At 71.6% G+C, this 25,620-nt stretch carries 23 protein-coding genes; 4 read left to right on the forward strand and 19 right to left on the reverse strand.

Annotation, left to right across the window (positions count from 1 at the left end; translation table 11 throughout):
* Nucleotides 1-59: 59 nt before the first annotated feature.
* On the reverse strand, nt 60-800 hold the full coding sequence (locus tag ACH35V_RS38760; protein WP_395979869.1) for a peptidylprolyl isomerase: 741 nt from the start codon (nt 798-800) through the stop codon (nt 60-62).
* Between the two features lie 231 nt (nt 801-1,031).
* On the opposite strand from ACH35V_RS38760, the gene ACH35V_RS38765 reads away from it, so the two are divergent.
* Genes ACH35V_RS38765 through aspS form a run of 3 tightly spaced genes read left to right on the forward strand, consistent with a single transcriptional unit; the run spans nt 1,032 to nt 4,777 of the window.
* On the forward strand, nt 1,032-1,727 hold the full coding sequence (locus ACH35V_RS38765; RefSeq protein ID WP_395979870.1) for an MBL fold metallo-hydrolase: 696 nt from the start codon (nt 1,032-1,034) through the stop codon (nt 1,725-1,727).
* Between the two features lie 12 nt (nt 1,728-1,739).
* A complete protein-coding gene (gene hisS / locus ACH35V_RS38770) occupies nt 1,740-3,020 on the forward strand; it encodes a histidine--tRNA ligase (protein WP_395979871.1) in 1,281 nt (426 codons plus the stop codon).
* Entirely contained in the window at nt 3,017-4,777 is a 1,761-nt protein-coding gene (gene aspS, locus ACH35V_RS38775) for an aspartate--tRNA ligase (protein ID WP_395979872.1), read from the forward strand. Before hisS ends, aspS begins: the two co-directional genes overlap by 4 nt.
* A gap of 39 nt (nt 4,778-4,816) precedes the next feature.
* On the opposite strand, the gene ACH35V_RS38780 is transcribed toward aspS, so the two are convergent.
* The 18 genes from ACH35V_RS38780 to pgsA form a co-directional block, all read right to left on the reverse strand.
* Complete coding sequence (locus ACH35V_RS38780) at nt 4,817-6,991, reverse strand: RelA/SpoT family protein (RefSeq protein ID WP_395979932.1); 2,175 nt, start codon at nt 6,989-6,991, stop codon at nt 4,817-4,819.
* A gap of 398 nt (nt 6,992-7,389) precedes the next feature.
* Nucleotides 7,390-7,914 carry an adenine phosphoribosyltransferase gene (locus tag ACH35V_RS38785; protein ID WP_395979873.1) on the reverse strand — a complete coding sequence of 175 codons (525 nt, stop codon included), beginning with the start codon at nt 7,912-7,914 and terminating at the stop codon, nt 7,390-7,392.
* A gap of 55 nt (nt 7,915-7,969) precedes the next feature.
* Nucleotides 7,970-9,160 (reverse strand): protein translocase subunit SecF, encoded by a 1,191-nt coding sequence (secF, locus tag ACH35V_RS38790; protein ID WP_395979874.1) that lies wholly within the window; start codon nt 9,158-9,160, stop codon nt 7,970-7,972.
* A 3-nt stretch (nt 9,161-9,163) separates the two neighbouring features.
* The gene (gene secD / locus ACH35V_RS38795; protein ID WP_395979875.1) at nt 9,164-11,002 is read right to left on the reverse strand and encodes a protein translocase subunit SecD; all 1,839 of its coding nucleotides are present in this window, start codon (nt 11,000-11,002) and stop codon (nt 9,164-9,166) included.
* 43 nt (nt 11,003-11,045) lie between these two features.
* The gene (gene yajC / locus ACH35V_RS38800; protein WP_395979876.1) at nt 11,046-11,540 is read right to left on the reverse strand and encodes a preprotein translocase subunit YajC; all 495 of its coding nucleotides are present in this window, start codon (nt 11,538-11,540) and stop codon (nt 11,046-11,048) included.
* 194 nt (nt 11,541-11,734) lie between these two features.
* The gene (gene ruvB / locus ACH35V_RS38805) at nt 11,735-12,811 is read right to left on the reverse strand and encodes a Holliday junction branch migration DNA helicase RuvB (protein ID WP_395979877.1); all 1,077 of its coding nucleotides are present in this window, start codon (nt 12,809-12,811) and stop codon (nt 11,735-11,737) included.
* The gene (gene ruvA, locus ACH35V_RS38810; protein WP_395979878.1) at nt 12,808-13,413 is read right to left on the reverse strand and encodes a Holliday junction branch migration protein RuvA; all 606 of its coding nucleotides are present in this window, start codon (nt 13,411-13,413) and stop codon (nt 12,808-12,810) included. The genes ruvB and ruvA overlap by 4 nt, the downstream gene beginning before the upstream one ends.
* Nucleotides 13,410-13,985: a crossover junction endodeoxyribonuclease RuvC gene (gene ruvC, locus ACH35V_RS38815; RefSeq protein ID WP_395979879.1), complete on the reverse strand. Its 576-nt coding sequence runs from the start codon at nt 13,983-13,985 to the stop codon at nt 13,410-13,412. The genes ruvA and ruvC overlap by 4 nt, the downstream gene beginning before the upstream one ends.
* 100 nt (nt 13,986-14,085) lie before the next feature.
* The gene (gene eis, locus ACH35V_RS38820; RefSeq protein WP_395979880.1) at nt 14,086-15,237 is read right to left on the reverse strand and encodes an enhanced intracellular survival protein Eis; all 1,152 of its coding nucleotides are present in this window, start codon (nt 15,235-15,237) and stop codon (nt 14,086-14,088) included.
* A gap of 38 nt (nt 15,238-15,275) precedes the next feature.
* Entirely contained in the window at nt 15,276-16,028 is a 753-nt protein-coding gene (locus ACH35V_RS38825; RefSeq protein ID WP_395979881.1) for a YebC/PmpR family DNA-binding transcriptional regulator, read from the reverse strand.
* Between the two features lie 4 nt (nt 16,029-16,032).
* Complete coding sequence (gene pdxT, locus ACH35V_RS38830) at nt 16,033-16,650, reverse strand: pyridoxal 5'-phosphate synthase glutaminase subunit PdxT (RefSeq protein ID WP_395979882.1); 618 nt, start codon at nt 16,648-16,650, stop codon at nt 16,033-16,035.
* 107 nt (nt 16,651-16,757) lie between these two features.
* Nucleotides 16,758-17,372, reverse strand: coding sequence for a DUF6928 family protein (locus ACH35V_RS38835; RefSeq protein WP_395979883.1), 615 nt, complete (start codon nt 17,370-17,372; stop codon nt 16,758-16,760).
* Nucleotides 17,373-17,514: 142 nt separating this feature from the next.
* On the reverse strand, nt 17,515-18,438 hold the full coding sequence (pdxS, locus tag ACH35V_RS38840) for a pyridoxal 5'-phosphate synthase lyase subunit PdxS (protein ID WP_395979884.1): 924 nt from the start codon (nt 18,436-18,438) through the stop codon (nt 17,515-17,517).
* A gap of 60 nt (nt 18,439-18,498) precedes the next feature.
* Nucleotides 18,499-19,539, reverse strand: a complete 1,041-nt coding sequence (locus ACH35V_RS38845) for a DUF3048 domain-containing protein (protein WP_395979885.1) — start codon at nt 19,537-19,539, stop codon at nt 18,499-18,501.
* A 133-nt stretch (nt 19,540-19,672) separates the two neighbouring features.
* Nucleotides 19,673-20,209 (reverse strand): hypothetical protein, encoded by a 537-nt coding sequence (locus ACH35V_RS38850; RefSeq protein ID WP_395979886.1) that lies wholly within the window; start codon nt 20,207-20,209, stop codon nt 19,673-19,675.
* 10 nt (nt 20,210-20,219) lie between these two features.
* Nucleotides 20,220-21,398, reverse strand: coding sequence for a glycosyltransferase family 4 protein (locus tag ACH35V_RS38855; RefSeq protein WP_395979887.1), 1,179 nt, complete (start codon nt 21,396-21,398; stop codon nt 20,220-20,222).
* 16 nt (nt 21,399-21,414) lie between these two features.
* Nucleotides 21,415-22,341 (reverse strand): phosphatidylinositol mannoside acyltransferase, encoded by a 927-nt coding sequence (locus ACH35V_RS38860; protein ID WP_395979888.1) that lies wholly within the window; start codon nt 22,339-22,341, stop codon nt 21,415-21,417.
* Nucleotides 22,338-23,045 (reverse strand): phosphatidylinositol phosphate synthase, encoded by a 708-nt coding sequence (gene pgsA / locus ACH35V_RS38865; protein WP_395979889.1) that lies wholly within the window; start codon nt 23,043-23,045, stop codon nt 22,338-22,340. The genes ACH35V_RS38860 and pgsA overlap by 4 nt, the downstream gene beginning before the upstream one ends.
* A gap of 302 nt (nt 23,046-23,347) precedes the next feature.
* Between pgsA and ACH35V_RS38870 the strand changes: the two genes are divergently transcribed.
* Entirely contained in the window at nt 23,348-25,513 is a 2,166-nt protein-coding gene (locus ACH35V_RS38870) for an elongation factor G-like protein EF-G2 (RefSeq protein WP_395979890.1), read from the forward strand.
* Nucleotides 25,514-25,620 lie beyond the last annotated feature (107 nt).

Below are 25,620 nucleotides of genomic sequence, written 5' to 3' on the forward strand. Positions count from 1 at the left end.
TCGCGGGTCCGGACGGGCGCACGCCCTCCGGACCCTCCACACCTTAGTATCCCGTTCGCCTATTTCCCGGCGATCGCGACGTCCTGGATCTCTACCTTCTTTTTGGGCTTGCCATCGCCTTTCGGGTCAGACCCGTCGGAGGCGACCTTCTTCAGCACGTCCAGCCCCTTGGTTATCTTCCCGAACACGGTGTAGTCGGGCTGAAGCTGCGAGTCCTTGTACACCAGGAAGAACTGGCTGCCGTTGGTGTCCGGCCCGCCGTTCGCCATGGCGAGCGTGCCCTCGGTGTAGGTGGCGCCCTTGGTGTTCTCGTTGGCGAACTCGTAGCCCGGCCCGCCCGTTCCCTTGCCGGTGGGGTCGCCGCATTGGAGGACGTTAAGGCCGCCGCTCGTCAGCCGGTGGCACGGCGTCTTGTCGAAGTAGTTCTTCTGCGCCAGGTGGGCGAAGGAGTTGACGGCGCAGGGCGCCTTGGCGCCGTACAGCTGCATCTCCACGTCGCCCTGATTGGTCTTGACGGTCGCCTGCACGGTGCCCGTGTAGGCGGGCTTCGCCGGCGGCTTGCCGACGTCCTTGGACGCGGCCTGCGCGGACTTGTAGTCGCACTTCGGCCCGGCGGCCGTGGACTCGTCGTCCCGGCTGACGACCACGAACACCGCGCCGCCGACGGCGATGACCGCCACCGCCGCGGCGGAGCTGATGATCTTGAGGCGGCGGGCCTTCGCCGCCTCCTGCGCCTGTCGCTGCTGCTGGCGCTCGTAGCGTTGCCGCGCGAGCTCCTTCTTGCGGTCCTTCCCCGCCACGTGCTGCCCCTCCGGTGTGATCAGTTGAACGTGCAGCGCATAGTAGCGGCACCCGCGAGTAAAAGCGCCTCCGCTTTCAGGGAGCGGTTTCCGGCCGGGCCTTTCGCACCGGACTGCGCTCTCCGGGCGGCACTCGCGACACGGCGACGGGGCTATCTCGTTCGCGGAGGCAATGGCCGCGCCGGTACCCTCGGACACGCCCACCCGAGATGGTTCCAAGGAAGGACGACCGTGCTCGTCGCCGGGTTCCCCGCCGGATCTTTCGCCGCGAACTGCTATGTCGTGGCGCCCGCAGCGGGTGAGGAGTGCGTCATCATCGATCCCGGCCAGGACGCCGAGGCGGGGATCGACGCCATTCTGCGCGAGCACCGGCTGAAGCCGGTCGCGGTGCTGCTGACGCACGGCCACATCGACCACGTCTGGTCGGTGGCGCCGGTCTGCGGCGCCAGGGACGTCCCCGCCTACATTCATCCCGACGACCGCGATCTGCTCACCGATCCGGCGAAGGGCCTCTCGCTCGGCGCGGGGCAGCAGCTGTTCGGCGGCTTGGAGCTGACGGAGCCGGACGATGTGAAGGAGCTGGCTGACGGGTCGGCGCTGGAGCTGGCTGGGCTGCGCTTCACCGTCGACCACGCGCCGGGCCATACGCCCGGGTCGGTGACGTTCCGGACCCCGAAGGCGCAGGAGATCCCGGACGTGATGTTCACCGGCGACCTGCTGTTCGCCGGGTCCATCGGGCGCACCGACCTGCCGGGCGGATCGTACGAGGAGATCCTCGCGAGCCTGTCCCGGGTGTGCCTCACCATGCCCGACGAGACGGCCGTCCTTCCCGGCCACGGCGAGCAGACCACAATCGGCCGCGAACGCGCGACCAATCCGTTCTTGTCGGAACTGATTCCGGCGGACGGGCCCAACAAGGGATTCTGAGTCAGAGAGACCATGAGTTCGAGCTTCCGGGCCCCCAAGGGGGTCAGTGAATACGTTCCGCCGCGCGCGGACCTCTTCTACGCCGTCCGCGAGGCGTTCGCCGAGCAGGCGCGGCTGGCCGGGTACGGCTATATGGAACTGGCCGTGTTCGAGGACACCAATCTGTTCAAGCGCGGCGTCGGAGAGTCGACGGACGTGGTGTCCAAGGAGATGTACACGTTCGAGGACAGGGGCGGCCGGTCGCTGACGCTGCGTCCGGAGTTCACCGCGACGGTGCTGCGGTCCGTCCTGGAGAACAACCTGCACAAGGGCGCGCTGCCGGTGAAGGTGTGGACGTCCGGCCCGGCGTTCCGCGCGGAACGGCCGCAGCAGGGCCGCTACCGGCAGTTCTACCAGCTCGACCTGGAGGCGATCGGCAGCGAGGACCCGCGGGTCGACGCCGAGACGATCGCGATCGCGTGGAACTGGTACCGGTCGCTCGGCCTGACGCGGGTGCGGCTGCTGCTGAACTCGCTCGGCTGCCGGGAGTGCCGTCCGGCCTACCGGGCGCTGCTGCAGGACTTCCTGCGCGGCCTCGATCTGGACGAGGACACCCGCGCCCGCGTCGAGATCAACCCGCTGCGGGTGCTGGACGACAAGCGCCCCCAGGTCCGGGCCCAGATCGCGGACGCCCCGCTGATGGCCGACCACCTGTGCCCGGCCTGCAAGGCCCACCACGACCGGGTCCGCGAGCTGCTCGCCGACCTCGGCATCGCGTGGGAGGACACCCCGACCCTCGTACGCGGCCTCGACTACTACACCCGCACGACCTACGAGTTCGACCACCCGCTGCTCGGCGCGCAGTCCGGCATCGGCGGCGGCGGGCGCTACGACGGGCTGTCGGAGGACATCGGCGGCCCGCCGCTGCCCGGCATCGGGTTCGCCGTCGGCCTGGACCGCACGCTCCTCGCGGTCGACGCCGAGCGGCAGGAGGACGGGGGCGCCGCGCTCCCCGTCAGGCCGCGCTGCGAGGCGTTCGGGGTCCCGCTCGGCGAGGCCGCGGAACGCCGGCTGTTCACGCTGGTCGACGAGCTGCGCCGGGCCGGGATCGCCGCCGACATGGCGTTCGGCGGGAAGCGCCTGAAGGGCGCCATGAAGGACGCCGACCGCTCCGGCGCCCGGTACGCCGTGATCCTCGGGGAGCGAGATATCGCGGACGGCGTCGCCCAGGTCAAGGATCTGGCCGCGGGCGAGCAGACCGCCGTCCCGCTCGCCGACATCACCACGACGTTGAAGGAAAGGCTCGCACCATGATCCGCTCGCACGAGGCGGGGACGCTCCGCAAGGAGCACGCCGGACAGCAGGTCACGCTGGCCGGCTGGGTCGGCCGCCGCCGCGACCACGGCGGCGTCACGTTCATCGACCTGCGCGACGCGTCCGGCACCGCGCAGGTCGTCTTCCGCGAGGAGGACGCGGCGCACGACCTGCGCTCGGAGTTCTGCGTCAAGGTCGTCGGGGAGGTCCGCGTCCGGCCGGAGGGCAACGAGAACCCCGAACTGCCGACCGGGGACGTGGAGGTCGCCGCCGCCGACATCGAGGTGCTGTCGGACGCGGCGCCGCTCCCGTTCCCCATCGAGGGCGACGTCAACGTCAACGAGGAGATCCGCCTCAAGTACCGGTACCTCGACCTGCGCCGCGACGCCGTCGCGCGGGCCATGAAGATCCGGTCCGAGGCGTCGTTCCTGACGCACGAGGTGATGCGCGAGCACGGCTTCGTCAACGTCGAGACCCCGACGCTGACGCGGTCGACGCCGGAGGGCGCCCGCGACTTCCTCGTCCCCGTCCGGCTGCAGCCGGGCCACTGGTACGCGCTGCCGCAGTCGCCGCAGCTGTTCAAGCAGCTGCTCATGGTCGGCGGGCTGGAGCGCTACTACCAGATCGCGCGCTGCTACCGCGACGAGGACTTCCGCGCCGACCGGCAGCCGGAGTTCACCCAGATCGACATCGAGATGTCGTTCTGCGACCAGGACGACGTCCTGACCGTCGGCGAGGACCTCGTCGCGCGGCTGTGGAGGGAGATCGCCGGGCACGAGATCCCCCGCCCGATCCCGCACATCACCTACGCCGACGCGATGTCCCGGTTCGGGTCCGACAAGCCCGACCTGCGGTTCGGCCTAGAGCTGACCGACATGACCGAGTACTTCGCCGGGACGTCGTTCCGCGTGTTCCAGGCCCCGTACGTCGGCGCGGTCGTCATGCCGGGCGGCGCGGCGCAGACCCGCAAGGAGCTGGACGCCTGGCAGGACTGGGCGAAGGCCCGCGGCGCCCGCGGGCTGGCGTACGTGCTCGTCCAGGAGGACGGGACGCTCGGCGGGCCCGTCGCCAAGAACCTGTCCGACGCGGAGAAGTCGGGCCTCGCCGCGAAGGTCGGCGCCGAGACCGGCGACGCGATCTTCTTCGGCGCGGGCAAGCGGCACGCCACGCAGGAGCTGCTCGGCGCGGCCCGGCTGGAGATCGGCCGCCGCCGCGGCCTGATCGACGAGTCGGCCTGGGAGTTCGTGTGGGTCGTCGACGCGCCGATCTTCGAGCCGGTGGAGGACGGCAAGGGCGAGCAGATCGGCTGGACGTCCGTGCACCACCCCTTCACCGCGCCGAAGCCGGAATACGCCGCGACGTTCCAGGACGACCCGGGCGGCGCGCTCGCGAACGCGTACGACCTCGTCCTGAACGGCACGGAGATCGGCGGCGGGTCGATCCGTGTCCACCGGGCGGAGATGCAGCAGCGGGTGTTCGACGTGCTGGGCCTGTCGAAGGAGGAGGCCGAGTCGAAGTTCGGGTTCCTGCTGGAGGCGTTCAAGTTCGGGCCGCCGCCGCACGGCGGCATCGCGTTCGGCTGGGACCGCGTCGTCATGCTCCTCGCCCGCCAGGAGTCGATCCGCGACGTGATCGCGTTCCCGAAGGCGGCGTCCGGCTACGACCCGCTGACGGCCGCGCCGACGCCGATCACCCCGCAGCAGCGCGCCGAGGCGGGCGTCGACGTGGACCCCGAGGACGAACCCGCCGAAGGCTGACCGGAAACGGGCTGAGGAAAGACAGAAGCGGCGCCGCCCCTATCGGGTGGCGCCGCTGGTCGTCCGGTAGACGTCGTAGACCCCGTCGATGGACCGGACGGCCTTCAGCACGTGCCCGAGGTGCTTCGGATCGCCCATCTCGAACGTGAACCGCGACACGGCGACGCGGTCGCGGGTCGTGGTGACCGACGCCGACAGGATGTTGACGTGCTGGTCGGACAGGACGCGCGTCACGTCCGACAGCAGCCGCGGCCGGTCGAGCGCCTCCACCTGGATCGCGACCAGGAAGACCGAGTCCTCGCCCGGGGACCATTTGACGTCGATCAGCCGGTCGGGCTGCGACTTCAGGCTGGCGACGTTGGAGCAGTCGGCGCGGTGCACCGACACGCCGTGCCCCCGCGTCACGAACCCGACGATGTCGTCGCCGGGCACCGGGGTGCAGCAGCGCGACAGCCGGACCCACACGTCCGGGTCGTCGGCGACGACGACGCCCGGGTCGCCGACGGGACGTCCCCGCTTGCGGCGGGTCGGCAGCGCGATCTCAGCGAGGTCCTCGTCGGCGCTCTCCACGCCGCCGAGCGCGTCCACGAGCTTCTGGACGACGCTCTGCGCCGACACCTGGCTCTCGCCGACCGCCGCGTACAGCGACGACACGTCCGGGTAGCGCATGTCGCGGGCGAGGGCGAGCAGCGCCTCCCCGGACATCATCCGCTGCAGCGGCATGTTCTGCTTGCGCATCGCGCGAGCGATGGCGTCCTTGCCGGACTCGATCGCGGTGTCGCGGCGCTCCTTGGAGAACCAATGCTTGATCTTGTTGCGGGCGCGGGCGCTCTTGACGAAGCCGAGCCAGTCGCGGCTCGGGCCGGCGTCCTGCGACTTGGAGGTGAACACCTCGACGGTGTCGCCGTTGTCGAGGGTCGACTCGAGCGGGACGAGCCGGCCGTTGACGCGGGCGCCGATACATCGGTGCCCGACCTCGGTGTGGATCGCGTACGCGAAGTCGACCGGCGTCGCGCCCTGCGGCAGCGCGATCACGTCGCCCTTCGGGGTGAACACGAACACCTCGGACACCGACAGGTCGAACCGCAGCGACTCCAGGAACTCCGCCGGGTCGGCGGTCTCCTTCTGCCAGTCGAGGAGCTGGCGCAGCCACTGCATGTCACCGGCCTTGCGGCCGCCGACCGTCTCCTCCTTGTACTTCCAGTGCGCGGCGACGCCGTACTCGGCGCGGCGATGCATGCCCCACGTCCGGATCTGCAGCTCGACGGGCTTGCCCTCCGGGCCGATCACCGTCGTGTGCAGCGACTGGTACATGTTGAACTTCGGCATCGCGATGTAGTCCTTGAACCGGCCGGGGACCGGGTTCCATCGCGCGTGGATCGAGCCGAGCGCGGCGTAGCAGTCGCGGACGCTGTCGACCAGGACCCGGATGCCGACCAGGTCGTAGATGTCGTCGAAGCTGACGTCCCGCGCGATCATCTTCTGGTAGATCGAGTAGTAGTGCTTCGGCCGTCCGGTCACGGTGGCCTTGATCCGGGCCTCGCGCAGGTCGGTGGAGACGTTCTCGATCACTTCCTGCAGGTAGACGTCGCGGCGCGGGGCGCGTTCGGACACCAGCCGGGCGATCTCGTCGAACCGCTTCGGGTACATGGTGGCGAACGCGAGGTCCTCCAGCTCCCACTTCAGCGTGTTCATGCCGAGGCGGTGCGCGAGCGGAGCGAACACCTCCAGCGTCTCGCGGGCCTTCTTCTCCTGCTTGTGCCGCGGCATGTAGCGCAGCGTCCGCATGTTGTGCAGCCGGTCGCCGAGCTTGATCACCAGGACGCGGATGTCGCGGGACATCGCCACGACCATCTTGCGGACGGTCTCGGCCTCCGCGGCCTCCCCGTACTTGACCTTGTCGAGCTTGGTGACGCCGTCGACGAGCGCACCGATCTCGTCGCCGAAGTCGGCGGTCAGCTGCTCCAGCGTGTACGGGGTGTCCTCGACGGTGTCGTGCAGGAGCGCCGCGCAGAGCGTCTCGGTGTTCATGCCGAGCTCGGCGAGGATGGTCGCGACGGCGAGCGGATGCGTGATGTACGGGTCGCCGCTCTTGCGCTTCTGGTTGCGGTGGTAGTGCGCGGCCACGTCGTAGGCGCGCTCGATGAGCCGCAGGTCCGCCTTCGGGTGGGTGTTGCGGACCGTCTTGATCAGTGGTTCGAGTACCGGGTTCATAGTGGGGCCGCGCTGGGCGCCCAACCTGGCGAGCCTACGGCGCACCCGGGCGGCAGACGGTGGAATCGCGGCCGGCGTGGGCCTGGGCGGATCTGCGGGCTCGGACGCGGCTGCGTCCGCTGAAGGGCCGGGGGCCTGAGGAGGCGTGGGCGCATCGGGGGGCGTTGACGCTTCGGCGGATTTCCGGGCGGGCGGGCGCGGCGGCTCCCCCGCGGCCGGCGGCGCCGGGCGGGCCCCCGCCTCGGGGGGCTCGGCGTCGTTCACCGCGTCGGTCGATACCACCTCACCTGGCACCCAGCCTCCTAGTCCGTGCGGGCGCTGCTCTCTCCGTGCCCCGCGGGATGCGCCCGTCCCCACCGGGCCCTGATGGCGCCAGTGTATCCGGCGCCCATTTCGTACTAGACCGTAACCAGGGAATGAACGTCGAGATTCCGCAGCTTGTCGCGTCCGTGAAGGAAGGACAGCTCCAGGAGGACCGACAGCCCGGCGACCTCTCCCCCGCCCCGGCGGACGAGTTCGGCGGCGGCCGCGGCCGTCCCGCCGGTGGCGAGGACGTCGTCGACGATCAGCACCCGCTCGCCGGGCCGGAGCGCGTCGAGATGGATCTCGATCGTCTCCGTCCCGTACTCGAGATCGTAGGTCTCCTCGTGCGTCCGCGCCGGCAGCTTCCCCTTCTTGCGCACCGGGACGAAGCCCGCGCCGAAGTGGTAGGCGACGGGCGCGGCGAGGATGAACCCGCGCGCCTCGATGCCGACGATCTTGTCGATGGTGCCGCGGCCGTAGTGGTTGACGATCGCGTCCACGACGCCGGCGAACGCGACGTGGTCGGCCAGCAGCGGCGTGATGTCCTTGAAGACCACCCCTGGCTTCGGGTAGTCGTCCACGTCGCGGATCCGGTCCTGGATCAGCTTGCCGAGATCCACGTTGCTCCCCCGCCCTACTCCTCGCCGTCGCTACCGGCTACTTGGCGCCGCCTGCCTACTTGGCGCCGCCACCGCCGCGGCGCTGCTGCCGGGTGCCGCGCCTGGGCTGCTGCCGCGGCCCCGTCTGCACGACCTTCTTGACGGTGACGGTGCTCCGGAGGTCGGCGGCGTCGTCGTCCTGCTCGCCGCCGGACGACCCGCCGGACGGCTCGTCGTCGGCCGAGGGCGCGTCGCCGCCGGGACCGCCGGCCGCGGCCTTCACCTTGGCGGCCTTGGCCTGCCGCTTCGTGCTGTGCTCGCGGCGGGCGAGGTTCGCGCGGATCTGCTTGTACTTCGGCTCGCGCTCCTTGAACTGGACGAGCAGCGGCGTCGCCACGCAGATCGACGAGTACGTGCCGACGATCATGCCGACGAACAGGGCGAGCGACAGGTCCTTCAGCGTCCCGGCGCCGAACAGCGTGGTGCCGATGAACAGGATCGCGCCGACCGGCAGGATCGCCACCAGGGACGTGTTCAGCGAGCGGACCAGCGTGCTGCTGAGCGCCTGGTTCGCCGCCTGGCTGTAGGTCGTCTTGGAGGTCGCGGTGAGCGGTTTCGTGACCTCCTTGATCATGTCGAAGACGACGACCGCGTCGTACAGCGAGTAACCGAGGATCGTCAGGAAGCCCAGCAGCGTCGCCGGCGTGACCTCGAACCCGGACCAGGCGTAGATGCCCGCCGTGATGACCAGGTCGTGGATCAGCGCGACGACGGCGGCGACCGCCATCCGCCACTCGAACGCCAGCGACAGATACAGGATGATCAAGATCATGAAGACGATCAGCGCCTGCCACGCCTTCTCCTGGATCTCACCGCCCCAGGAGGCGCCCACGACCTGGGTGCTGATCTTCTCGGCGGGGATGTTCAGCTCCTGGCTGACGTGCGTCTTGACCTCGGTGACGTGCGTCGACGTCAGGCTCTCGGTCGTGACGCGCCAGTCGCCGCCGGCCTTCTGCACGATCACCTGGTGGACGCCGCCGCCGGAGACGGCGCCGCGGACGTCCTCGATGGAGGAGCCGGGGGCCTTGAACGTGAAGACGGACCCGCCCTTGAACTCGACGCCGAAGTTGAGGCCCTGGACGAGCAGCCCGGCGAGGGACAGCACCAGCAGCAGCCCGGAGATCGCCGCCCAGATCTTCGGGCGGCCCACGATGTCGGCGCTGATCTCGCCCCGGTAGATCCGCGAGGTGACGGCACGCAGTCCCATGGGTCAGGCCTCCTGGCTCGTGCCGGCGGTGGCGGCGGACGGCTTCTGCGGCGCGCGGTGCAGCTTGCGCGGGTCGACGCCGGACAGCGGATGGCCGCGGCCGAAGAACCTCGTCCGCGACAGCAGCGCGACCAGCGGCTTGGTGAAGAAGAACACCACGATGACGTCGATGAGCGTCGTCAGGCCCATCGCGAACGCGAACCCGGCGACGCCGCCGACCGCGAGGAAGTACAGCACCAGCGCGGCGATGAACGTCACGGCGTCGGCGACCAGGATGGTGCGCCGCGCCCGCTTCCAGGCCGTCTCCACCGACGGGCGGAGCTTGCGCCCGGCCCTCAGCTCGTCCCGCAGCCGCTCGAAGTACACGATGAACGAGTCGGCGGTGATGCCGATGGAGACGATCAGGCCGATGATGTGCGGCAGCGAGAGCCGGAAGCCCATCCCCTCACCGAGGATCACGACCGCCAGGTAGGTGATGGCCGACGCCACGATCAGGCTGGACACCGCGACCAGGCCGAGGCCCCGGTAGTAGAACATGCAGTACAGGACGACGAGTCCGAGCCCGATCGCGCCGGCGATGAGACCGCCGGTCAGCTGGTCGGAGCCGAGCGTGGACGACACCTCGTCGATGGAACTCTGCGTGAACTCAAGCGGCAGCGCCCCGTACTTGAGGACGTTCGCGAGGTCGGTCGCGTAGCTCTGGTTGAAGCTGTCGGGCGGGCCGTCGATGCTGGCGGTGCCGCCGGTGATCGCGCCCTCCCTGATGCTGGGCGCGGAGACGACCTGGCCGTCCAGGATGATCGCGACCTGCGCCCGCGGGGAGTTCGGGTCCTGCTGGTAGGCGCCGTAGGCCTCGGTGGTGACCTCGCCGAACTGGCGGGCGCCCTTGCCGTCGAAGTCCAGCGAGACCGACCAGCTGGCCTGGCCCTGCTGGGAGTTCGGCGGCATCGCGTTGGCGCCGTCCACGTTCTCGCCGAGCACCCGGACGGGACCGAGGATGTACTTGGCGATCTGGCCGCCCTCGTCGTCCTGGTCGCAGGCGGCGACGAACTTGCGGCTCGGGTCGTTGGAGCCGGGGGCGCGGCGGTCGCCGGCGTAGCAGTTGAGCGCCTCGTACTGCTTGATCACGGCCTGGTCGGTGATGCCGGCGTAGTCCTGCGCGGGCGGCTGCTGACCGGGCGCGGGCTGACCGGGCAGCGGCTGGCCGGTCGGCGGGATCAGCGGCGACGTCGGCGACGGCGCCGCCGGCTGGGTCGCCGCGCCGGACGGCGCCGGGGTCGGCTCCGTCAGGGCCCCGGACAGCGCCCTGCCGCGCGGCGTGGCCGACGCGGACGCCGACGGCTTGGCGCTGGCGGACGGTGAGGCGGACGGCGACGGGCTCTTGTCGTCCTTCTTCTTCCCGTCGTCCTTGGCCTTGCCGGTCGGGCTCGCGGACGGCGCCGGCGCGGCGCCCGTGGGCTTGCCGTCGGCGACGGCGAACACCTGGCGGAACTGCAGCTTCGCCGTCGTGCCGATCAGGCTGACGACGCGGCTCTGCCCCTCCCCTGGCACGTTCACCACGATGTTGTTGCTGCCCTGCTTGGCGACCTCCGCGTCGGACACACCGAGGCCGTTGACCCGCTGGGTCATGATCTTGACGGCCTGGTCCATCTGCTGCGCGGGCGGGTTCTTGCCGGACGACGTCTTGGCGGTGAGGGTCACCGTCGTGCCGCCGGCGAGGTCCAGCCCCAGCTTTGGCGTCGTCTGGCCCTGCCAGACGGCGACGCCGGAGAGGATCACCAGGATCGCGAAGAGCGCGAGAAGCGTGCGCCCGGGCTTGGGAGCGGTACTGGGCGGAGCCACTGGTCGTCTTACTTCCCGTCTAGTGTCGGCACCGGAGGAAGGATCAGGCGGACGGCTTGTCCGACGCCTTGACCTTGGCCCTCCCCTTGGGCTTGGACTCCTCGGCCTCGTCCGCCTCGTCCGCCCCGCCGGCCTCCGCGGCCTCGGCGTCGTCGTCCTTGGAGAGGTCGACGCGGTCGCCGTCCTCGTCCTCGTCCGCCTCGGCGGGCTCGTCCTGCTCGTCGTCGAGGTCCTCGGGCTCGTCGTCCTTGAGGACCTGCATGACGGCCGCCTTGACGAAGCGCACCTCGACCCCGTCGGCGATCTCCAGCAGGATGCCGTCGTCATCGACCTCGACGACGGTCGCGCGCATGCCGCTGGTGGTGAGCACGCGGGCGCCGGGCTCCATGGCGTTCTGCATCTCCATCTGCTGCTTGCGGCGCCGGCTCTGCGGGCGGATCAGCAGGAAGTAGAAGACCAGGGGAACGGCGAGGAGCAGAAGCAGGTTGAAGGCCCCGCTACCGCCGGAGTCCGCCGCGAGAATAAGTTCGCTGCCCATTACAGGGGCATCCTTCCGATGTCGTTTGCCCAGCCTTGTGACCGGAGCCTTGTGACCGGACCGGTCACGTCCACGGGACCGCCGGCTGGAGAACGGTCAACCAAGTCCCGGAGTCTAGAGAGTACGCCAGACCCCGGCAACGACGCGACGACCGACGAAGCCGGGAAGTTCCCAACCCGTTACCCGAATGATCACTATTCGGGCCGATCGGCCGTCTCGTCCCGGTCCTCGCCCATCTCAAACAGCGTCCCGGCCAGCGGCGCCGTCGGAGGCGGGGTCAACCCTAGATGCGCCCATGCGGCGCCCGTGGCGACCCGTCCGCGCGGCGTCCTGGCCAGCAGGCCCTGCCGGACGAGGAACGGCTCGGCGACCACTTCCACGGTCTCCGGCTCCTCCCCGACCGCCACGGCCAGCGTCGACAGGCCGACCGGACCGCCGCCGAACTTGCGCAGCAGCGACCCGAGCACGGCCCGGTCGAGCCGGTCCAGGCCCCGTTCGTCCACCTCGTACAACGCCAGCGCGGCCTGCGCCGATTCCCTGGAGACCGTCCCGTCGCCGCGGACCTCCGCGTAGTCGCGGACGCGGCGCAGCAGCCGGTTGGCGATGCGGGGGGTGCCGCGGGAGCGCCCGGCGACCTCGGCGGCGCCGTCGTCGCTGATCTCCACGTCCAGCAGCCGCGCCGACCGCCGGACGATGATCTCCAGCTCGGCGGGCTCGTAGAAGTCCATGTGCGCGACGAACCCGAACCGGTCGCGCAGCGGCCCGGGCAGCATCCCCGCCCGGGTGGTGGCGCCGACCAGCGTGAACGGCGCGATGTCCAGGGGGATCGCGGTGGCGCCGGGGCCCTTGCCGACGACGACGTCGACGCGGAGGTCCTCCATCGCCATGTAGAGCATCTCCTCGGCGGGACGCGCGAGGCGGTGGATCTCGTCCAGGAACAGCACCTCGCCCTCGGCGAGCGTCGACAGCACCGCCGCGAGGTCGCCGGCCCGCTCGATCGCGGGCCCGGACGAGATCCGCAGCGGCTGCCCCAGCTCCGCCGCGATGATCATGGCGAGGGTGGTCTTGCCGAGGCCGGGGCCGCCGGACAGCAGCACGTGGTCGGGCGTACGGCCGCGCCGCAGCGCGCTGTGCAGGACCAGCGAGAGCTGCTCGCGGACGCGTTCCTGCCCGATGAAGTCGTCGAGCTTCTTGGGCCGGAGCGCGGCCTCGATCACCTGCTCCTCTGGCCCGCCCGCGTCCGCCGCCACCAGCCGCTCGGGTTCGCTCATTTGCTGAGCTTCTTCAGGGCGGACCTAAGGAGGGTCGCGACGGGGGGCGTCTCGGAGCCGTCGAGGTCGGCGGCGACGGCGGTCACGGCGGCGTCGGCGTCCTTGGCGGACCAGCCGAGATTGATGAGGCCCATCTGGACCTGCTCGCGCCACGGCTCGGCGCGGGCGGGCGCGCGGACGTCGGCGGCGCCGTCCCCGACCGGGCCGCCGAGGCGGTCCCTCAGCTCCAGGACGATGCGCTGCGCGCCCTTCTTGCCGATGCCGGGCACCTGGGTGAGGGCGGTCACGTCCTCGGTGGCCATGGCGCGGCGCAGCGAGTTCGGGGTGTGCACGGCGAGCATCGCCAGCGCGAGGCGCGGCCCGACGCCGCTGGCCGTCTGCAGCAGCTCGAAGACGGATCGCTCGTCGTCGTCGGCGAAGCCGAACAGGGTGAGGGAGTCCTCGCGGACGACCAGCGACGTCGGCACCTTCGCCTGCTCGCCGACCCGCAGCCCCGCGAGCGTGGCGGGGGTGCACTGCACCGACAGGCCGAAGCCGTGCACGTCGATCACCGCCCCGTCGGGCCCTGCGGCGGCGACCCTGCCGCTGACGAAGGCGATCATTCGCTGGCTCCTCCTTTACTCCGGGCGGCGAGGCGTTCCCGCTCGGCCCGCGCCGCCTCCTCGATTCGCGACCGCTGGGCGTGCGCGAGGCGCTGCTGGGCGCCGCCGCGCCATACGTGGCAGATGGCGAGCGCGAGGGCGTCCGCCGCGTCCGCGGGCTTCGGCGGCGCGTCCAGGGACAGCAGCCGGGTCACCATCCTGGTCACCTGGGCCTTGTCGGCGCGGCCGTTCCCGGTGACGGCGGCCTTGGCCTCGCTCGGGGTGTGCAGCGCGACGGGCAGCCCGCGGCGTGCCGCCACCAGGAGCGCGACCCCGGCGGCCTGCGCGGTGCCCATCACGGTGCGGACGTTGTGCTGGGAGAACACGCGCTCGACGGCGACGGCGTCGGGGCTCAGCTCGTCCATGAGCGACTCGATGCCCGTCTCGATGCCCAGCAGGCGCAGGGCGATGTCGTCGTCGGGGGCGGTCCGCACGACGGACACGTGCACCAGATGGAGCCGCTTGCCCGGGTCGCCCTCGACGACCCCCACCCCGCACCGGGTGAGCCCGGGGTCCACCCCCATCACCCGCACGGCCACTCCTTCGATCATCTGTTCGGTCGAACACGCTACCAAGTCAGCATGCACCGTTCACGTGCGCCCAGGGTGTGTCCTTGGGAAGCAGGGCGTGTCCCTAGAAGTAGTCGAGGGTGAAAGGTGTGGCGGCGAACGCGGGTGACAGGGCGTCGGCGTCCCCGCCCTGGAGGAGGCCGGTGCGGCGGAGCGTGGCGACCGGGACGCCCGCGTAGAGCGCCGCGAGGCCGCGGGGGCCGAGCCGGACGGCGTCCGCGTTCTCGGCGGCGCGCTCCAGGCGTCCCTCGCCGTCCTTGATCTCCAGCCGCCAGTGGCCCGAGTTCGCGGGAAGCTGCGGATCGTCGATGAGCAGGGACGCCCCGGCCGTCACTCCGGACGGGTAGCCGCGCGCCTCGATCGCGGCGGGAGCGTCCACCAGCCGCAGCATCCACTGGCTGCGGTGGACGTACTCGGTCTCGCGTTCCCGGAGCAGCCACAGCACCGGGTCGAAGGGCCCGACGCACGCCCGGACGGTCTCGGCGGTGGACGACCCCGACCCGACGAGCGCCCACAGCGCCCGCAGCGTCCGCTCCGAGGACGCCACGAGCCGGAGCACCTCCAGGCCGGTGGCGGTGTCGTTCCACTGGTAGGCCAGGAACCCGTCCTCGGCCAGGTAGCAGAAGTGCTCGCCGGATTCGAGCATCGAGCGCCACATCGGTTCGTCCCAGCCGACGGGCCCGCAGTCCCGCGCCGCGCGGTGGGCGCGGCCGATCACGGCGGCGACCTCGGCGGCGTCGTCCGGGCCGGCCCTGCGGAGGGGGACGCGGCCGGCGGCGACCGTGCGCAGCGCCTCGGTGGGGATCTCGACGTGGTGCTCCGCGCCCGCGTGCTCCCAGCCGACCGAGCGGTAGAGGGTCGTGGTGGCGGGATACAGCACGGCCAGCGGATGGCCGAAGGCGGCGGCCCGCTCCAGCAGGTCGAGCATCAGCTCGCGCCCCACCCCCCGGCCGCGCTGCTCGGGCGCGACCGTGATCCCGCTGACGCCCGCCAGGGACACGGCGCGCCCGTGCCACCACTGCGTCATGTCGTACAGCGTGCCGGTGGCGATGATCTCGCCGCGGTCGAACCCGGCGAAGTTCCGTCCGGCCTCCAGCGTCGGCTGAGCGCGCCGGATGCGCTGCCGCCACGCCTCGTCCGGCACCGGCCCGAAGGCGCGGGCCCGGATGTCGCGGACGCCGTCGAACTCGTCCGGCCTGAGCGCGCGGATCTCCATGATCCCGACCGTATGCCCTCCCGGTGACGCCCGCGCGGCTAGTCCAGTGTGGCGAGCACCTCGTCGCTGACGTCGAAGTTGGCGTAGACGTCCTGGACGTCGTCGGAGTCCTCCAGCGCGTCGAGGAGGCGGAAGACCCTCTTGGCGTTGTCCTCGTCGAGGGGGACGGTCACGCTCGGCAGGAACTTGCTCTCCGCCGAGTCGTAGTCGATCCCGGCGTCCACCAGGGCGGTGCGGACCGAGACCAGGTCGCCGGCCTCGCTGACGACCTCGAAGTTCTCCTCGTCGAGCTCGTTGACCTCCTCGGCGCCCGCGTCCAGGACGGCCATCATCACGTCGTCCTCGCTGGTGCCGGACTTGGGGACGATCACCACGCCCTTGCGGTTGAACATGTAGGAGACCGAGCCCGGGTCGGCGAGGGAGCCGCCGTTGCGGGTGAGCGCGACGCGGACCTCGGAGGCGGCCCGGTTGCGGTTGTCGGTCAGGCACTCGATCAGAACGGCCACACCGCCGGGCGCGTAGCCCTCGTAGGTGATGTTCTGCCAGTCGGCGCCGCCGGCCTCCTCGCCGGCGCCGCGCTTGCGGGCGCGCTCGATGTTGTCGTTGGGGACCGAGTTCTTCTTCGCCTTGTAGATGGCGTCGTAGAGGGTCGGGTTGGCGTCGGGATCGCCGCCGCCGGTCCGGGCCGCCACCTCGATGTTCTTGATGAGCTTGGCGAAGAGCTTGCCCCGCTTGGCGTCGAGGGCCGCCTTCTTGTGCTTGGTCGTCGCCCATTTGGAATGGCCGGACATTCTGTCATTCCTCCTCTGTCGTCCGGCGCACCAGATCGGCGAAGTAGTGGTGCACGCGGAAATCGCCTGTCAACTCCGGGTGGAACGCGGTCGCCACGAGGCGCCCCTGGCGGACGGCGACGATCCTACCGGCGTTCGGGCCCCCCTCGGCGCGTCCGAGCACCTCGACGGCGTCCCCGGTGGACTCCACCCAGGGCGCGCGGATGAAAACGGCGTGGTACGGCGTGTCCCCCATACCGGTCAGCACGACGTCGGACTCGAACGAGTCGACCTGGCGTCCGAAGGCGTTGCGGCGGACGGTCATGTCGATCCCGCCGACGGTCTCCTGGCCGGCGGCGCCGTCCCGGATCCGGTCCGCCAGCATGATCATGCCGGCGCAGGAGCCGTAGGCGGGCATCCCGGCCTCGACCCGCTTGCGCAGCGGTTCCAGCAGGTCGAACGAGCGCGCCAGCCGCCACATCGTGGTGGACTCTCCGCCGGGCAGGACGAGCCCGTCGACCCGCTCCAGCTCGTCGGGACGGCGCACGGTGAGGGCGCGCGCCCCGGACGCCTCCAGCGCGTGCGCGTGCTCGCGCACGTCGCCTTGCAGGGCGAGGACACCGATCGTCGGCACAGCAGTCACGAAGAACCTTCCGGGGGTCGAGCAGCCTTTGGACGTTCCGTACAACGCCGTATGACCTGGCGCGTCTTCCCCAGGCCCCTGGCGCGCCCGCCCAGGGCGGGCGCCGGTCAGGCGTGTTTGAAGCGGCGGAGCGGGAGCTCCAGCGGCAGGAAGCCGTCCTTGCCGCGGTCGGCGATGCCGCGGCCGAACATGTGCGCCTCGGCGAGCGCGAGCCCGAACTCCTCGGGGTCGAACGGCAGCGGCACGTCGGGGGCGCCCGCGTCGATGGCCCGCCAGAACGGCCGCTCGGCGGGGAGCCGTTCGCCCAGGTTGACGACGACGCCGTCCTCGGCGGTGACGAACACGTCGCGGCGCAGCTCGCCGTACTCGTACCAGCGGAACCAGCAGCCGCGGATCACCGTGTGCAGGACGAGGACCCCGCAGCAGGAGTCGGGCAGCGCGGCCGCGGCGGTGTCGGCGATCCGGCGGGCGTCGTCGTCCAGGCAGAACAGCCGCCGGTCGCACAGCAGCAGCGCCCGCTCGAACGCCCCGACGAACAGCTCGTCCTCGTACGGCCAGAGCGCGAAGTCCAGGACGGTGTCGCCGGTCTCCATGAGGGTGTCCGCCGGGTAGAGGCCGCGGGCGATCTCCGCGGCGGCGTCCGGATCGGGCACGAGGCCCGGCCGGAACACCTCGGCGGGCTCACCCGCGCTCGCGCACGCCAGCGCGACCGACCAAGCCATGCTCTCCCCTCCCGCGGCCGGGCGCCGCCCGAGGAACCTTCCGTTCCGGGGGACGCCCCCAGCCCCCCGGGAAAGCCTCTTTGACCGGCCGCGCCGCCAGCGTAAACCCTGTAAGGGCGCGCTGTGGAGTGGGGGCGCCCGTTTACCAGCCGCGGCCGGCGAACTTCTGGTCCTCGCCGAGGGAGGCGGCGCTGATGCCGACCATGGCCTCGCCGAGTCCGCGGGACACCTTGGCGATGACGCCGGGGTCGTCGTGGAAGGTGGTGGCCTTCACGATCGCCTCGGCGCGCTGGGCCGGGTTGCCGGACTTGAAGATCCCGGAGCCGACGAAGACGCCCTCGGCGCCGAGCTGCATCATCATGGCCGCGTCGGCGGGGGTGGCGATGCCGCCGGCGGTGAACAGCACGACGGGCAGCTTCCCGGCCTCCGCGACCTCCTTGACCAGCTCGTAGGGGGCCTGGAGCTCCTTGGCGGCGACGAACAGCTCGTCCTCGGGGAGGTTCTGGAGCCGCCGGATCTCCTGCCGGATCTTGCGCATGTGGGTGGTGGCGTTGGAGACGTCGCCGGTGCCGGCCTCGCCCTTGGAGCGGATCATCGCCGCGCCCTCGGTGATGCGGCGCAGCGCCTCGCCGAGGTTGGTGGCGCCGCAGACGAACGGGACGGTGAACGCCCACTTGTCGATGTGGTTGTCGTAGTCGGCGGGCGTGAGCACCTCGGACTCGTCGACGTAGTCGACGCCGAGCGCCTGCAGCACCCGCGCCTCCACGAAGTGGCCGATGCGGGCCTTGGCCATCACCGGGACGGACACCGCGGAGATGATCCCGTCGATCATGTCGGGGTCGCTCATCCGGGAGATGCCGCCCTCGGCGCGGATGTCGGCGGGGACCCGCTCCAGGGCCATGACGGCGACCGCGCCCGCGTCTTCGGCGATCTTCGCCTGGTCGGGCGTGACGACGTCCATGATCACGCCTCCCTTGAGCATCTCCGCCATACCGCGCTTGACGCGGGCGGTCCCGGTCTCGGGCGCGGCGTTCTCAGGGACGGGAGTGGAAGTGGGCACGGGCATTCCTCACGTGACGGGCGATAAGTCACCTTCCATGATATTCCCTGCTCGGAGGGAAGGCGCTTACGGGGTGTAGGGCTTGCCGTCGTTGACGAGGACCACCCAGACCTGGCCGGGCGCGAAGTTCATCGGCTCGCCCGCCTCGGTGGTGAACGTGGTGCCCTCGTCCTCGGACGTCCGGGACCACTTGGAGTTGTAGGCCTTCCCGTCGCGCAGGACGACCGCGCGCCCGGTGCCGGTAGTGTCGATCAGCGGGGTGTAGCTGCCGAGGAAGTCGTGGAACTTCGACCGGGTGGTCTTGGCGTACTGGACGACGACCGTCTTCCCGCCGAGCCGCCCGCCCTCGGCCGCGCGGCTCGGGCTGCCGCCCCAGCTCGCGAGCCACCGCTTGTGCCTGGCCGACCAGGTGAACCCCATCCTCGCGGACGGCCACCTGGCGTTGAACGACTTGACCGGCTTGCCGCCCGCCGCCGGGGCGTCCCCGAAGCGGAAGCCGACGTCCTGCGGCGGCGTGGCCTTCGGCGCCCGCTTGAGCAGGGCCTTCGGGTCGGCGTACAGGTTGTACGGGGCGGGCTTGCCGCCGAACCGGTAGTAGGCGCCGCCCGCCTTCTCCTGGGAGACCTCGTACGCGGGCGACTTGCGGACGTACTTCTTCATCTTGCTCTGGACGCCGGAGAACGCGAAGGCGGGCCGGCCGAACTGCGGCAGGATGTGCAGGTCGGAGATGCGGGCGCTGCGGACGGGCCCGACCCGCTTCGGCAGCCGGGACGAGTACACCGCCATCAGCCGCGTCTCGCCGCCCTCGACCTGCTCGACGTACACGATGTCGGCGGCCGACACCCCGCTCTGCGGGAACGCGGGCCGGGTGTTCTCGATCTTGACGGCGAGGACGGGGTTGGTCACGCCCTTCGTGCCGCCGGTGAACGGGTGCGTCGCGGGTGCGGGCGTCCCGGACTCCGCCGGTCCGCCGGTGCTGCGCGGCGGCGGCGCCGACGTGGGGTCGCCGGAGTCAGAGCAGGCCGGCAGGACGGCCCCCGCGACGGCGAGGACGCCGAGCCACGCCGCCGTCCGGCGCCGGCCGGTGGTGCCCCAAACGGATCGCACGATGTGCCCCTCCCTTGGACGGTCTGCCAGAGGGTAGCGAACACGGCCGGGTGCGCCCGCCCCCGGCAGCGGTACGGTCCAATGGGCTGGAACCGCTCAAATCCCGGGCTCGGACGCCGGGCGGGGCTGCGCCTCAGATGCCGGGCGGGTCGTCGTCGATCTCGAAGAAGTCCGGGAGCGGCGCGCGGCCGGCGAGCGGCAGGATCCGGATGAGGGGCTTGCGGCGCGCGATCCGGGCCTGGGCGACGGCGTCGTTGTAGAAGCGGCGCGCGTAGGCGACCTTCGCGGCGGAGGAGGACAGCTCGTCCAGCACGGCCTCGCCGGCGCCGCGGGCGGTGAGGGTCCCGACGAACTCGGGCTGGTCGACGACGGCGCGCAGCGCCCGCGACAGGTCGCTCTCGGAGAACTCGCGGTTGTCGGCGTCGGCGGTGCGCGCCTCGTGCGCGGCGGTGGCCAGCACGAGGCTGGCGGCCGGGTCCAGCAGCCGGGACGCGGCCAGCTCCAGCGCGGCGGCGGCGCGCCTGACCAGCGCGGCGTCCAGCGCGGCGCGGGCGGTCTCGACGCGGACGTGCAGCCGGTCGAGCCGGGTGGCGCGCCACGACACGTACACCGCGATCAGGAACGCGACCGCGACCCAGAACAGGACGTCGATGATCCAGTCGTAGGACATCGGCGTGCCCCTACGCGCCGAGGCCGGACTCGACGACGCCCGCGCCGGCGTCGGTGACCGTCTCGTACACCCTGAGCACGTCGCGGGCCACCGACGACCAGTCGTAGGCGCGCACGGCGGCGCGCGCCTCCGCCGACAGCTGCTTGCGCCGGGCCGGGTCGTCGAGGAGCTCGCCGGCGGCGGCCGCGAGGGCCTCGTGGTCGCCCGCCGCGAACAGCGCCCCGGCGCGCCCGCCGAGCAGCACCCGGTCGAACGCCTCGATGTCGCTGGCCAGGATGGGCGCGCCCGCCGACATGGCCTCCACCAGGACGATGCCGAAGCTCTCGCCGCCGAGGTTCGGCGCGACGAACACGTCCACCGAGTGGTAGGCGCGGACCTTGTCCGCCTCGCTGACCAGGCCGAGGAGGACGACCCGGTCGCGCAGGCCGGGCGAGACGCGGGCGGCCACGTCGTCGGCGTCGCCGGGCCCGGCGAGCAGCAGCCGCAGGCCGGGGCGGCGCCGTCCGAGGATCTCGAAGGCGCGCAGCAGGACGTCCAGGCCCTTGCGCGGCTCGTCCATCCGGCCGAGGAAGCCGAGCGCGCCGCCGCCGTCGCCGGGACCGCCCGGCACGGCGCCGGCGGACGGGACGCGGCCGGGCCAGCCGGGCAGCGGGTCCGCCATCGCGTACCGTTCGGTCGCGACGCCGTTCGGGATCAGCACGGCGTCGCCGCCGAGATGGTCGACGAGGCTGGTGCGGGCGGCCTCGGACACGGCGATCCGGCCGGTGATCTTCTCCAGGGCGCTGCCCAGGATCGGCGACATGACCGACAGCGCCCGCGACTTCACGAACGAGGCGTGGAAGGTGCCGACGATCGGGCCGTCCGCCGCCCAGCAGGCGAGCAGGCCCAGCGACGGCGCCGCGGGCTCGTGGACGTGCAGGACGTCGAAGCCGCCCTCGTTGATCCAGCGCCGGACGCGTCCCGCCGACAGGAACCCGAACGCCAGCCGGGCGACCGAGCCGTTGTAGGGGACGGGGACCGCGCGCCCGGCCGACACCGCGTACGGCGGCAGGCGCGCGTCGTCGTCCGCGGGCGTGATCACCGACACCTCGTGGCCGAGCGCGATCAGCGCCTCGGCGAGGTCGCCGATGTGCTGCTGGACGCCGCCCGGCACATTCCACGTGTACGGGCAGACGATCCCGACTTTCATAGCGTGCCGACTCTCATCAGGGCCCGTCCGCCAGGTCTTCCACCCAGACCTTCTGCAGCATGTGCCAGTCTTCCGGGTGGGCGGCGATGCCGTCCTCGAAGACCCCCGCGAGCTCCTGGGTCATGGCCTGGATCTTCTCCTGTCTGCCGCCCTCGTCCGGCGCCCGGATCTCCTCGTGGACGCGCGCCGCCCAGTACTCGCCCTCATACCAGAGTGTCACGGGAATGAGCGCGGCGCCGGTCTGGAGCGCGAGCGACGCCGGAACGGCGGGCATCCGGGCGGTGGCGCCGAAGAAGCGGACGTCGATGCCGCTCTCGGTCAGGTCGCGGTCGACGACGAGGCAGACCGGCCTCCCGGCGCGGAGCCGCTGGGCCATCCGGCCGTACGCGGACGCGCCCCGGTGCGCGAGGACCTCCATGCCGAGGCCCTCCCGGAACTCGACGAACCGGTCGAACAGCGACTCGGGCCTGAGCCGCTCGGCGACGGTGGTGAAGGGGTACCCGCAGTGCACCAGCCATGCGCCGGCGTGCTCGTAGTTGCCCATGTGCGGCAGGGCGAGGATGACGCCGCGGCCGGAGTCGAGGCTGGTGAAGATCTTCTCCTCGCCGGTGACCCGCATCCGGCCGAGGATCCGCGCCCGGTCGTACTCGGGCAGCCGGAACACCTCCAGCCAGTACCGGAAGTAGGACCGCAGGACCTTCTTGCTGAGGACGCGGACCTCGTCGTCGACGGCGTCCTTGCCGAGGACGCGGCACAGGTTCTTCTCCAACTGCCGGACGCCCCCGCCGTGGCGGTGCCAAGTGCGGTCGGCGAGGGCGGCGAACGCGAGCCGGGCCGCGCGCTCGGGCATCTTCCGGACGACCGTCCAGCCGAACGCGTAGGCGGCGTCGGTCACCTCGTCCCGCAGCACCGCGGCGCGTTCCCGCGGGCGGGCGGCGGTCACGGTCTCGGCTCCGCCGCGGAGTCCCTCGCCTGCGCGGCGTCAGCGGCCTCATCGGACTTGGCGTCATCGGACCCGGCGGCGTCCCCGGCGACGTCCCCGGCCTGGGCGGCGTCCCTCGCCTGGACGTAGACGGTCGCGAACCGCTGCCCGATCGTGATCGTGCTCAGCGCGGCGAGCGCCCACAGCGCGACCGCGAGGATGAACGGCACGCCGAGCCCGTCGAACCCGGCGGCGACCAGCGCGACGATGAGGCGCTCGGCGCGCTCGGCGATGCCGACGTTGCAGGTGTAGCCGAGCCCCTCCGCGCGGGCCTTGGCGTAGGACACCACCGCCCCGGCGACCAGGCAGTACAGCGCGACCCAGGCGAGCGTCTCCTGCCCGTCCCGGTACAGCCCGATCATCAGCCCGCAGAAGATCGCGGCGTCGGCGACCCGGTCCATCGTGGAGTCCAGGAACGCGCCGAACTTGGAGATCTTGCCGGTGACGCGGGCGACGGCGCCGTCCAGCATGTCGAACAGCACGAACGCGGTGATGACCATCGTGCCCCAGAAGAACTCGCCGCGCGGGAACAGCACCAGCGCGCCGGCGGCGACGCCCAGCGTCCCGACCACGGTGATCGCATTCGGCGACGGCCCGATCCGCGCGACCGCGTGTCCGACGGGCGTGAGGACGCGTTCCAGTCCGGGCCTGATCTTGTTGAGCATCGCCGTCCGTTCTGCTGGTCTCGGGGCGCCAATCGTAGTGCGGCCGGCACGCACCGGTGGTCAGGGCCGGGTTTGCGGCCGCCGCGCCGCGGACAGATCACGGTTGATTGTCCTTCACCTCTTGTGGTCCCGCTCGCCACGGGAAAAGGTGGTGGTACGGGTGTGACGTCGGTCACGCACGTTGGACGAGGTCGGACGCCGCACTCGGACGTCAGGGCCGGACCGCCGCGAGGTCCGGGCCCCAACCGCACGCGGGCCCCGCACGTGCGCGCACGCGCGGAGACCCCTCCGAGGAGGTAGTCATGGCGGACAAGGGAGGCCACCCGGGAGCCCCCGGCAGGGCACCGGAGGCCGGCGGGTGCGACAAGGTGCGCAATGTCGCGCTGGTCGGCCATTCAGGGGCCGGGAAGACGACGCTGGTGGAGGCGCTGCTCGCCGCCACGGGCACGCTGCAGCGGGCGGGGAAGGTCGAGGACGGCACCACCGTCAGCGACTACGACGAGGTCGAGGTGCGCCAGCAGCGCTCGGTGAACCTCGCGCTCGCCCCGTTCGAGCACGGCGGCGTCAAGATCAATCTCATCGACACCCCGGGCTACGCCGACTTCGTCGGCGACCTGCGGGCCGGGCTGCGCGCCGCCGACGCGGCGCTGTTCGTGATCTCGGCGGTGGACGGCATCGACGGCCTCAGCCGGATGCTGTGGGAGGAGTGCGCCGCCGTCGGGATGCCCCGCGCGGTCGTCGTCACCAAGGTCGACCAGCAGCGCGGCGACTTCGACGACGTGGTCCTGACCTGCCAGGACGTCTTCGGCGAGGGCGTCGCTCCGCTGTACTTCCCGGTGAGCAACGGGGACGGGCTGAGGGGACTCATCGGGCTCCTGACGCAGCGGTGCCTCGACTACTCCACCGGGAAGCGCGCCGAGTGCGACCCCGACCCGGAGTACGTGGACCAGATCGCCGAGCAGCGCGCGGCGCTGATCGAGGGGATCATCCAGGAGAGCGAGGACGAGTCCCTCATGGACAGGTATCTGTCCGGTGAGGACCTCGACGTCAAGGCGCTCATCGGCGACCTGGAGACCGCGGTGGCGCGCGGCAGCTTCTACCCCGTCCTCGCGACGTCGGTGCCGCACGGCGACCACCCGGGCCCGGTCGTCGGCATGCTGGAGCTGCTGGAGATCATCACGCAGGCGTTCCCGTCCCCGCTCGAGCACGGCATCCCCTCCGTGACCCCGGTGAAGGGCGGGCCGCCGGAGGAGGTCGCCTGCGACCCGGACGGGCCGCTGATCGCCGAGGTGATCAAGACCACGTCCGACCCGTACGTCGGGCGGATCTCGCTGGTCCGGGTGTTCTCCGGGACGCTGCGCCCCGACACGACCGTGCACGTGTCCGGGCACGGCATGGAGGACCGCGGCCACGAGGACCACGACGTCGACGAGCGCGTCGGCGCGCTCACGTCCCCGATCGGCAAGGCGCAGCGGACGGTCTCGTCCTGCATCGCGGGCGACATCTGCGCGGTCGCCAAGCTCACCCGCGCCGAGTCGGGCGACACCCTCTCCGACCCCGGCTCCCCGATGGTGATGGCTCCCTGGACGATGCCCGACCCGCTGCTGCCGGTGGCGATCCGGGCGAAGTCCAAGGCGGACGAGGACAAGCTCAGCCAGGCGCTCGGCAGGCTCGTCGCCGAGGATCCCACGCTGCGGCTGGAGAACAACTCCGAGACGCGGCAACTCGTGCTGTGGTGCATGGGCGAGGCCCACGCCGACGTGCTGATCGACCGGCTCAAGACCCGGTACGGGGTCGAGGTCGAGCGGGTCGACCTGCGCGTCCCGCTGCGGGAGACGTTCGGCGGGGCCGCCAAGGGCCTCGGCCGGCACGTCAAGCAGAGCGGCGGGCACGGCCAGTACGGCATCTGCCACATCGACGTGGAGCCGCTGCCGTCCGGCGAGGGCTTCGAGTTCGTCGACAAGATCGTCGGCGGGGTGGTGCCCCGGCAGTTCATCCCGTCGGTCGAGAAGGGCGTCCGGCAGCAGATGGCGCGCGGCGTGTCCGCGGGGTATCCGCTGGTGGACATCAAGATCACCCTGCGCGACGGCAAGGCCCACTCGGTCGACTCGTCCGACATGGCGTTCCAGGCCGCCGGGGCGCTCGCGCTCAAGGACGCGGCGAGCCAGGTGCCGGTCCTGCTGCTGGAGCCGGTCGACGAGGTGGACGTGCTCATCGCCGACGACTACGTGGGCCCGATCATGTCCGACCTGTCGTCGCGGCGCGGCCGGGTGCTCGGCTCCCAGGCGGTGCCCGGCGGCCGCACGATGATCAAGGCGGAGGTGCCGCAGCTGGAGATCGTCAGGTACGCGATCGACTTGCGGTCGATGTCGCAGGGCACCGGCACGTTCAGCCGGACGTTCCTGCGCTACGAGCCGCTCCCGTCGCATCTGGCGGAGAAGGTCGCCGAGGAGTCCAAGGACGGCTGACCGGCAGGCGGAGGGAGGGGCGGCCCGGCTCGGACGGGCCGCCCCTCCCCGGCGTCCGGCGGCGAGTTCATCCTTTCGTCATCCGCCCCTCATCCCAGAGGTTGAGA

Source organism: Actinomadura sp. 1N219 (assembly GCF_044326405.1).
GTDB lineage: Bacteria > Actinomycetota > Actinomycetes > Streptosporangiales > Streptosporangiaceae > Spirillospora.

Coding starts and splice junctions, on each gene's coding strand:
- ACH35V_RS38780 (WP_395979932.1), bottom strand. CDS start 6,991: ATGAACCCGGTACTCGAACCACTGATCAAGACGGTCCGCAACACCCAC.
- ACH35V_RS38850 (WP_395979886.1), bottom strand. CDS start 20,209: ATGTCCTACGACTGGATCATCGACGTCCTGTTCTGGGTCGCGGTCGCG.
- ACH35V_RS38870 (WP_395979890.1), top strand. CDS start 23,348: ATGGCGGACAAGGGAGGCCACCCGGGAGCCCCCGGCAGGGCACCGGAG.
- secF (WP_395979874.1), bottom strand. CDS start 9,160: ATGGGACTGCGTGCCGTCACCTCGCGGATCTACCGGGGCGAGATCAGC.
- pdxS (WP_395979884.1), bottom strand. CDS start 18,438: ATGCCCGTGCCCACTTCCACTCCCGTCCCTGAGAACGCCGCGCCCGAG.
- hisS (WP_395979871.1), top strand. CDS start 1,740: ATGAGTTCGAGCTTCCGGGCCCCCAAGGGGGTCAGTGAATACGTTCCG.
- ACH35V_RS38825 (WP_395979881.1), bottom strand. CDS start 16,028: ATGTCCGGCCATTCCAAATGGGCGACGACCAAGCACAAGAAGGCGGCC.
- ACH35V_RS38855 (WP_395979887.1), bottom strand. CDS start 21,398: ATGAAAGTCGGGATCGTCTGCCCGTACACGTGGAATGTGCCGGGCGGC.
- eis (WP_395979880.1), bottom strand. CDS start 15,237: ATGGAGATCCGCGCGCTCAGGCCGGACGAGTTCGACGGCGTCCGCGAC.
- yajC (WP_395979876.1), bottom strand. CDS start 11,540: ATGGGCAGCGAACTTATTCTCGCGGCGGACTCCGGCGGTAGCGGGGCC.
- ACH35V_RS38835 (WP_395979883.1), bottom strand. CDS start 17,372: ATGGCTTGGTCGGTCGCGCTGGCGTGCGCGAGCGCGGGTGAGCCCGCC.
- pgsA (WP_395979889.1), bottom strand. CDS start 23,045: ATGCTCAACAAGATCAGGCCCGGACTGGAACGCGTCCTCACGCCCGTC.
- ruvA (WP_395979878.1), bottom strand. CDS start 13,413: ATGATCGCCTTCGTCAGCGGCAGGGTCGCCGCCGCAGGGCCCGACGGG.
- ruvB (WP_395979877.1), bottom strand. CDS start 12,811: ATGAGCGAACCCGAGCGGCTGGTGGCGGCGGACGCGGGCGGGCCAGAG.
- aspS (WP_395979872.1), top strand. CDS start 3,017: ATGATCCGCTCGCACGAGGCGGGGACGCTCCGCAAGGAGCACGCCGGA.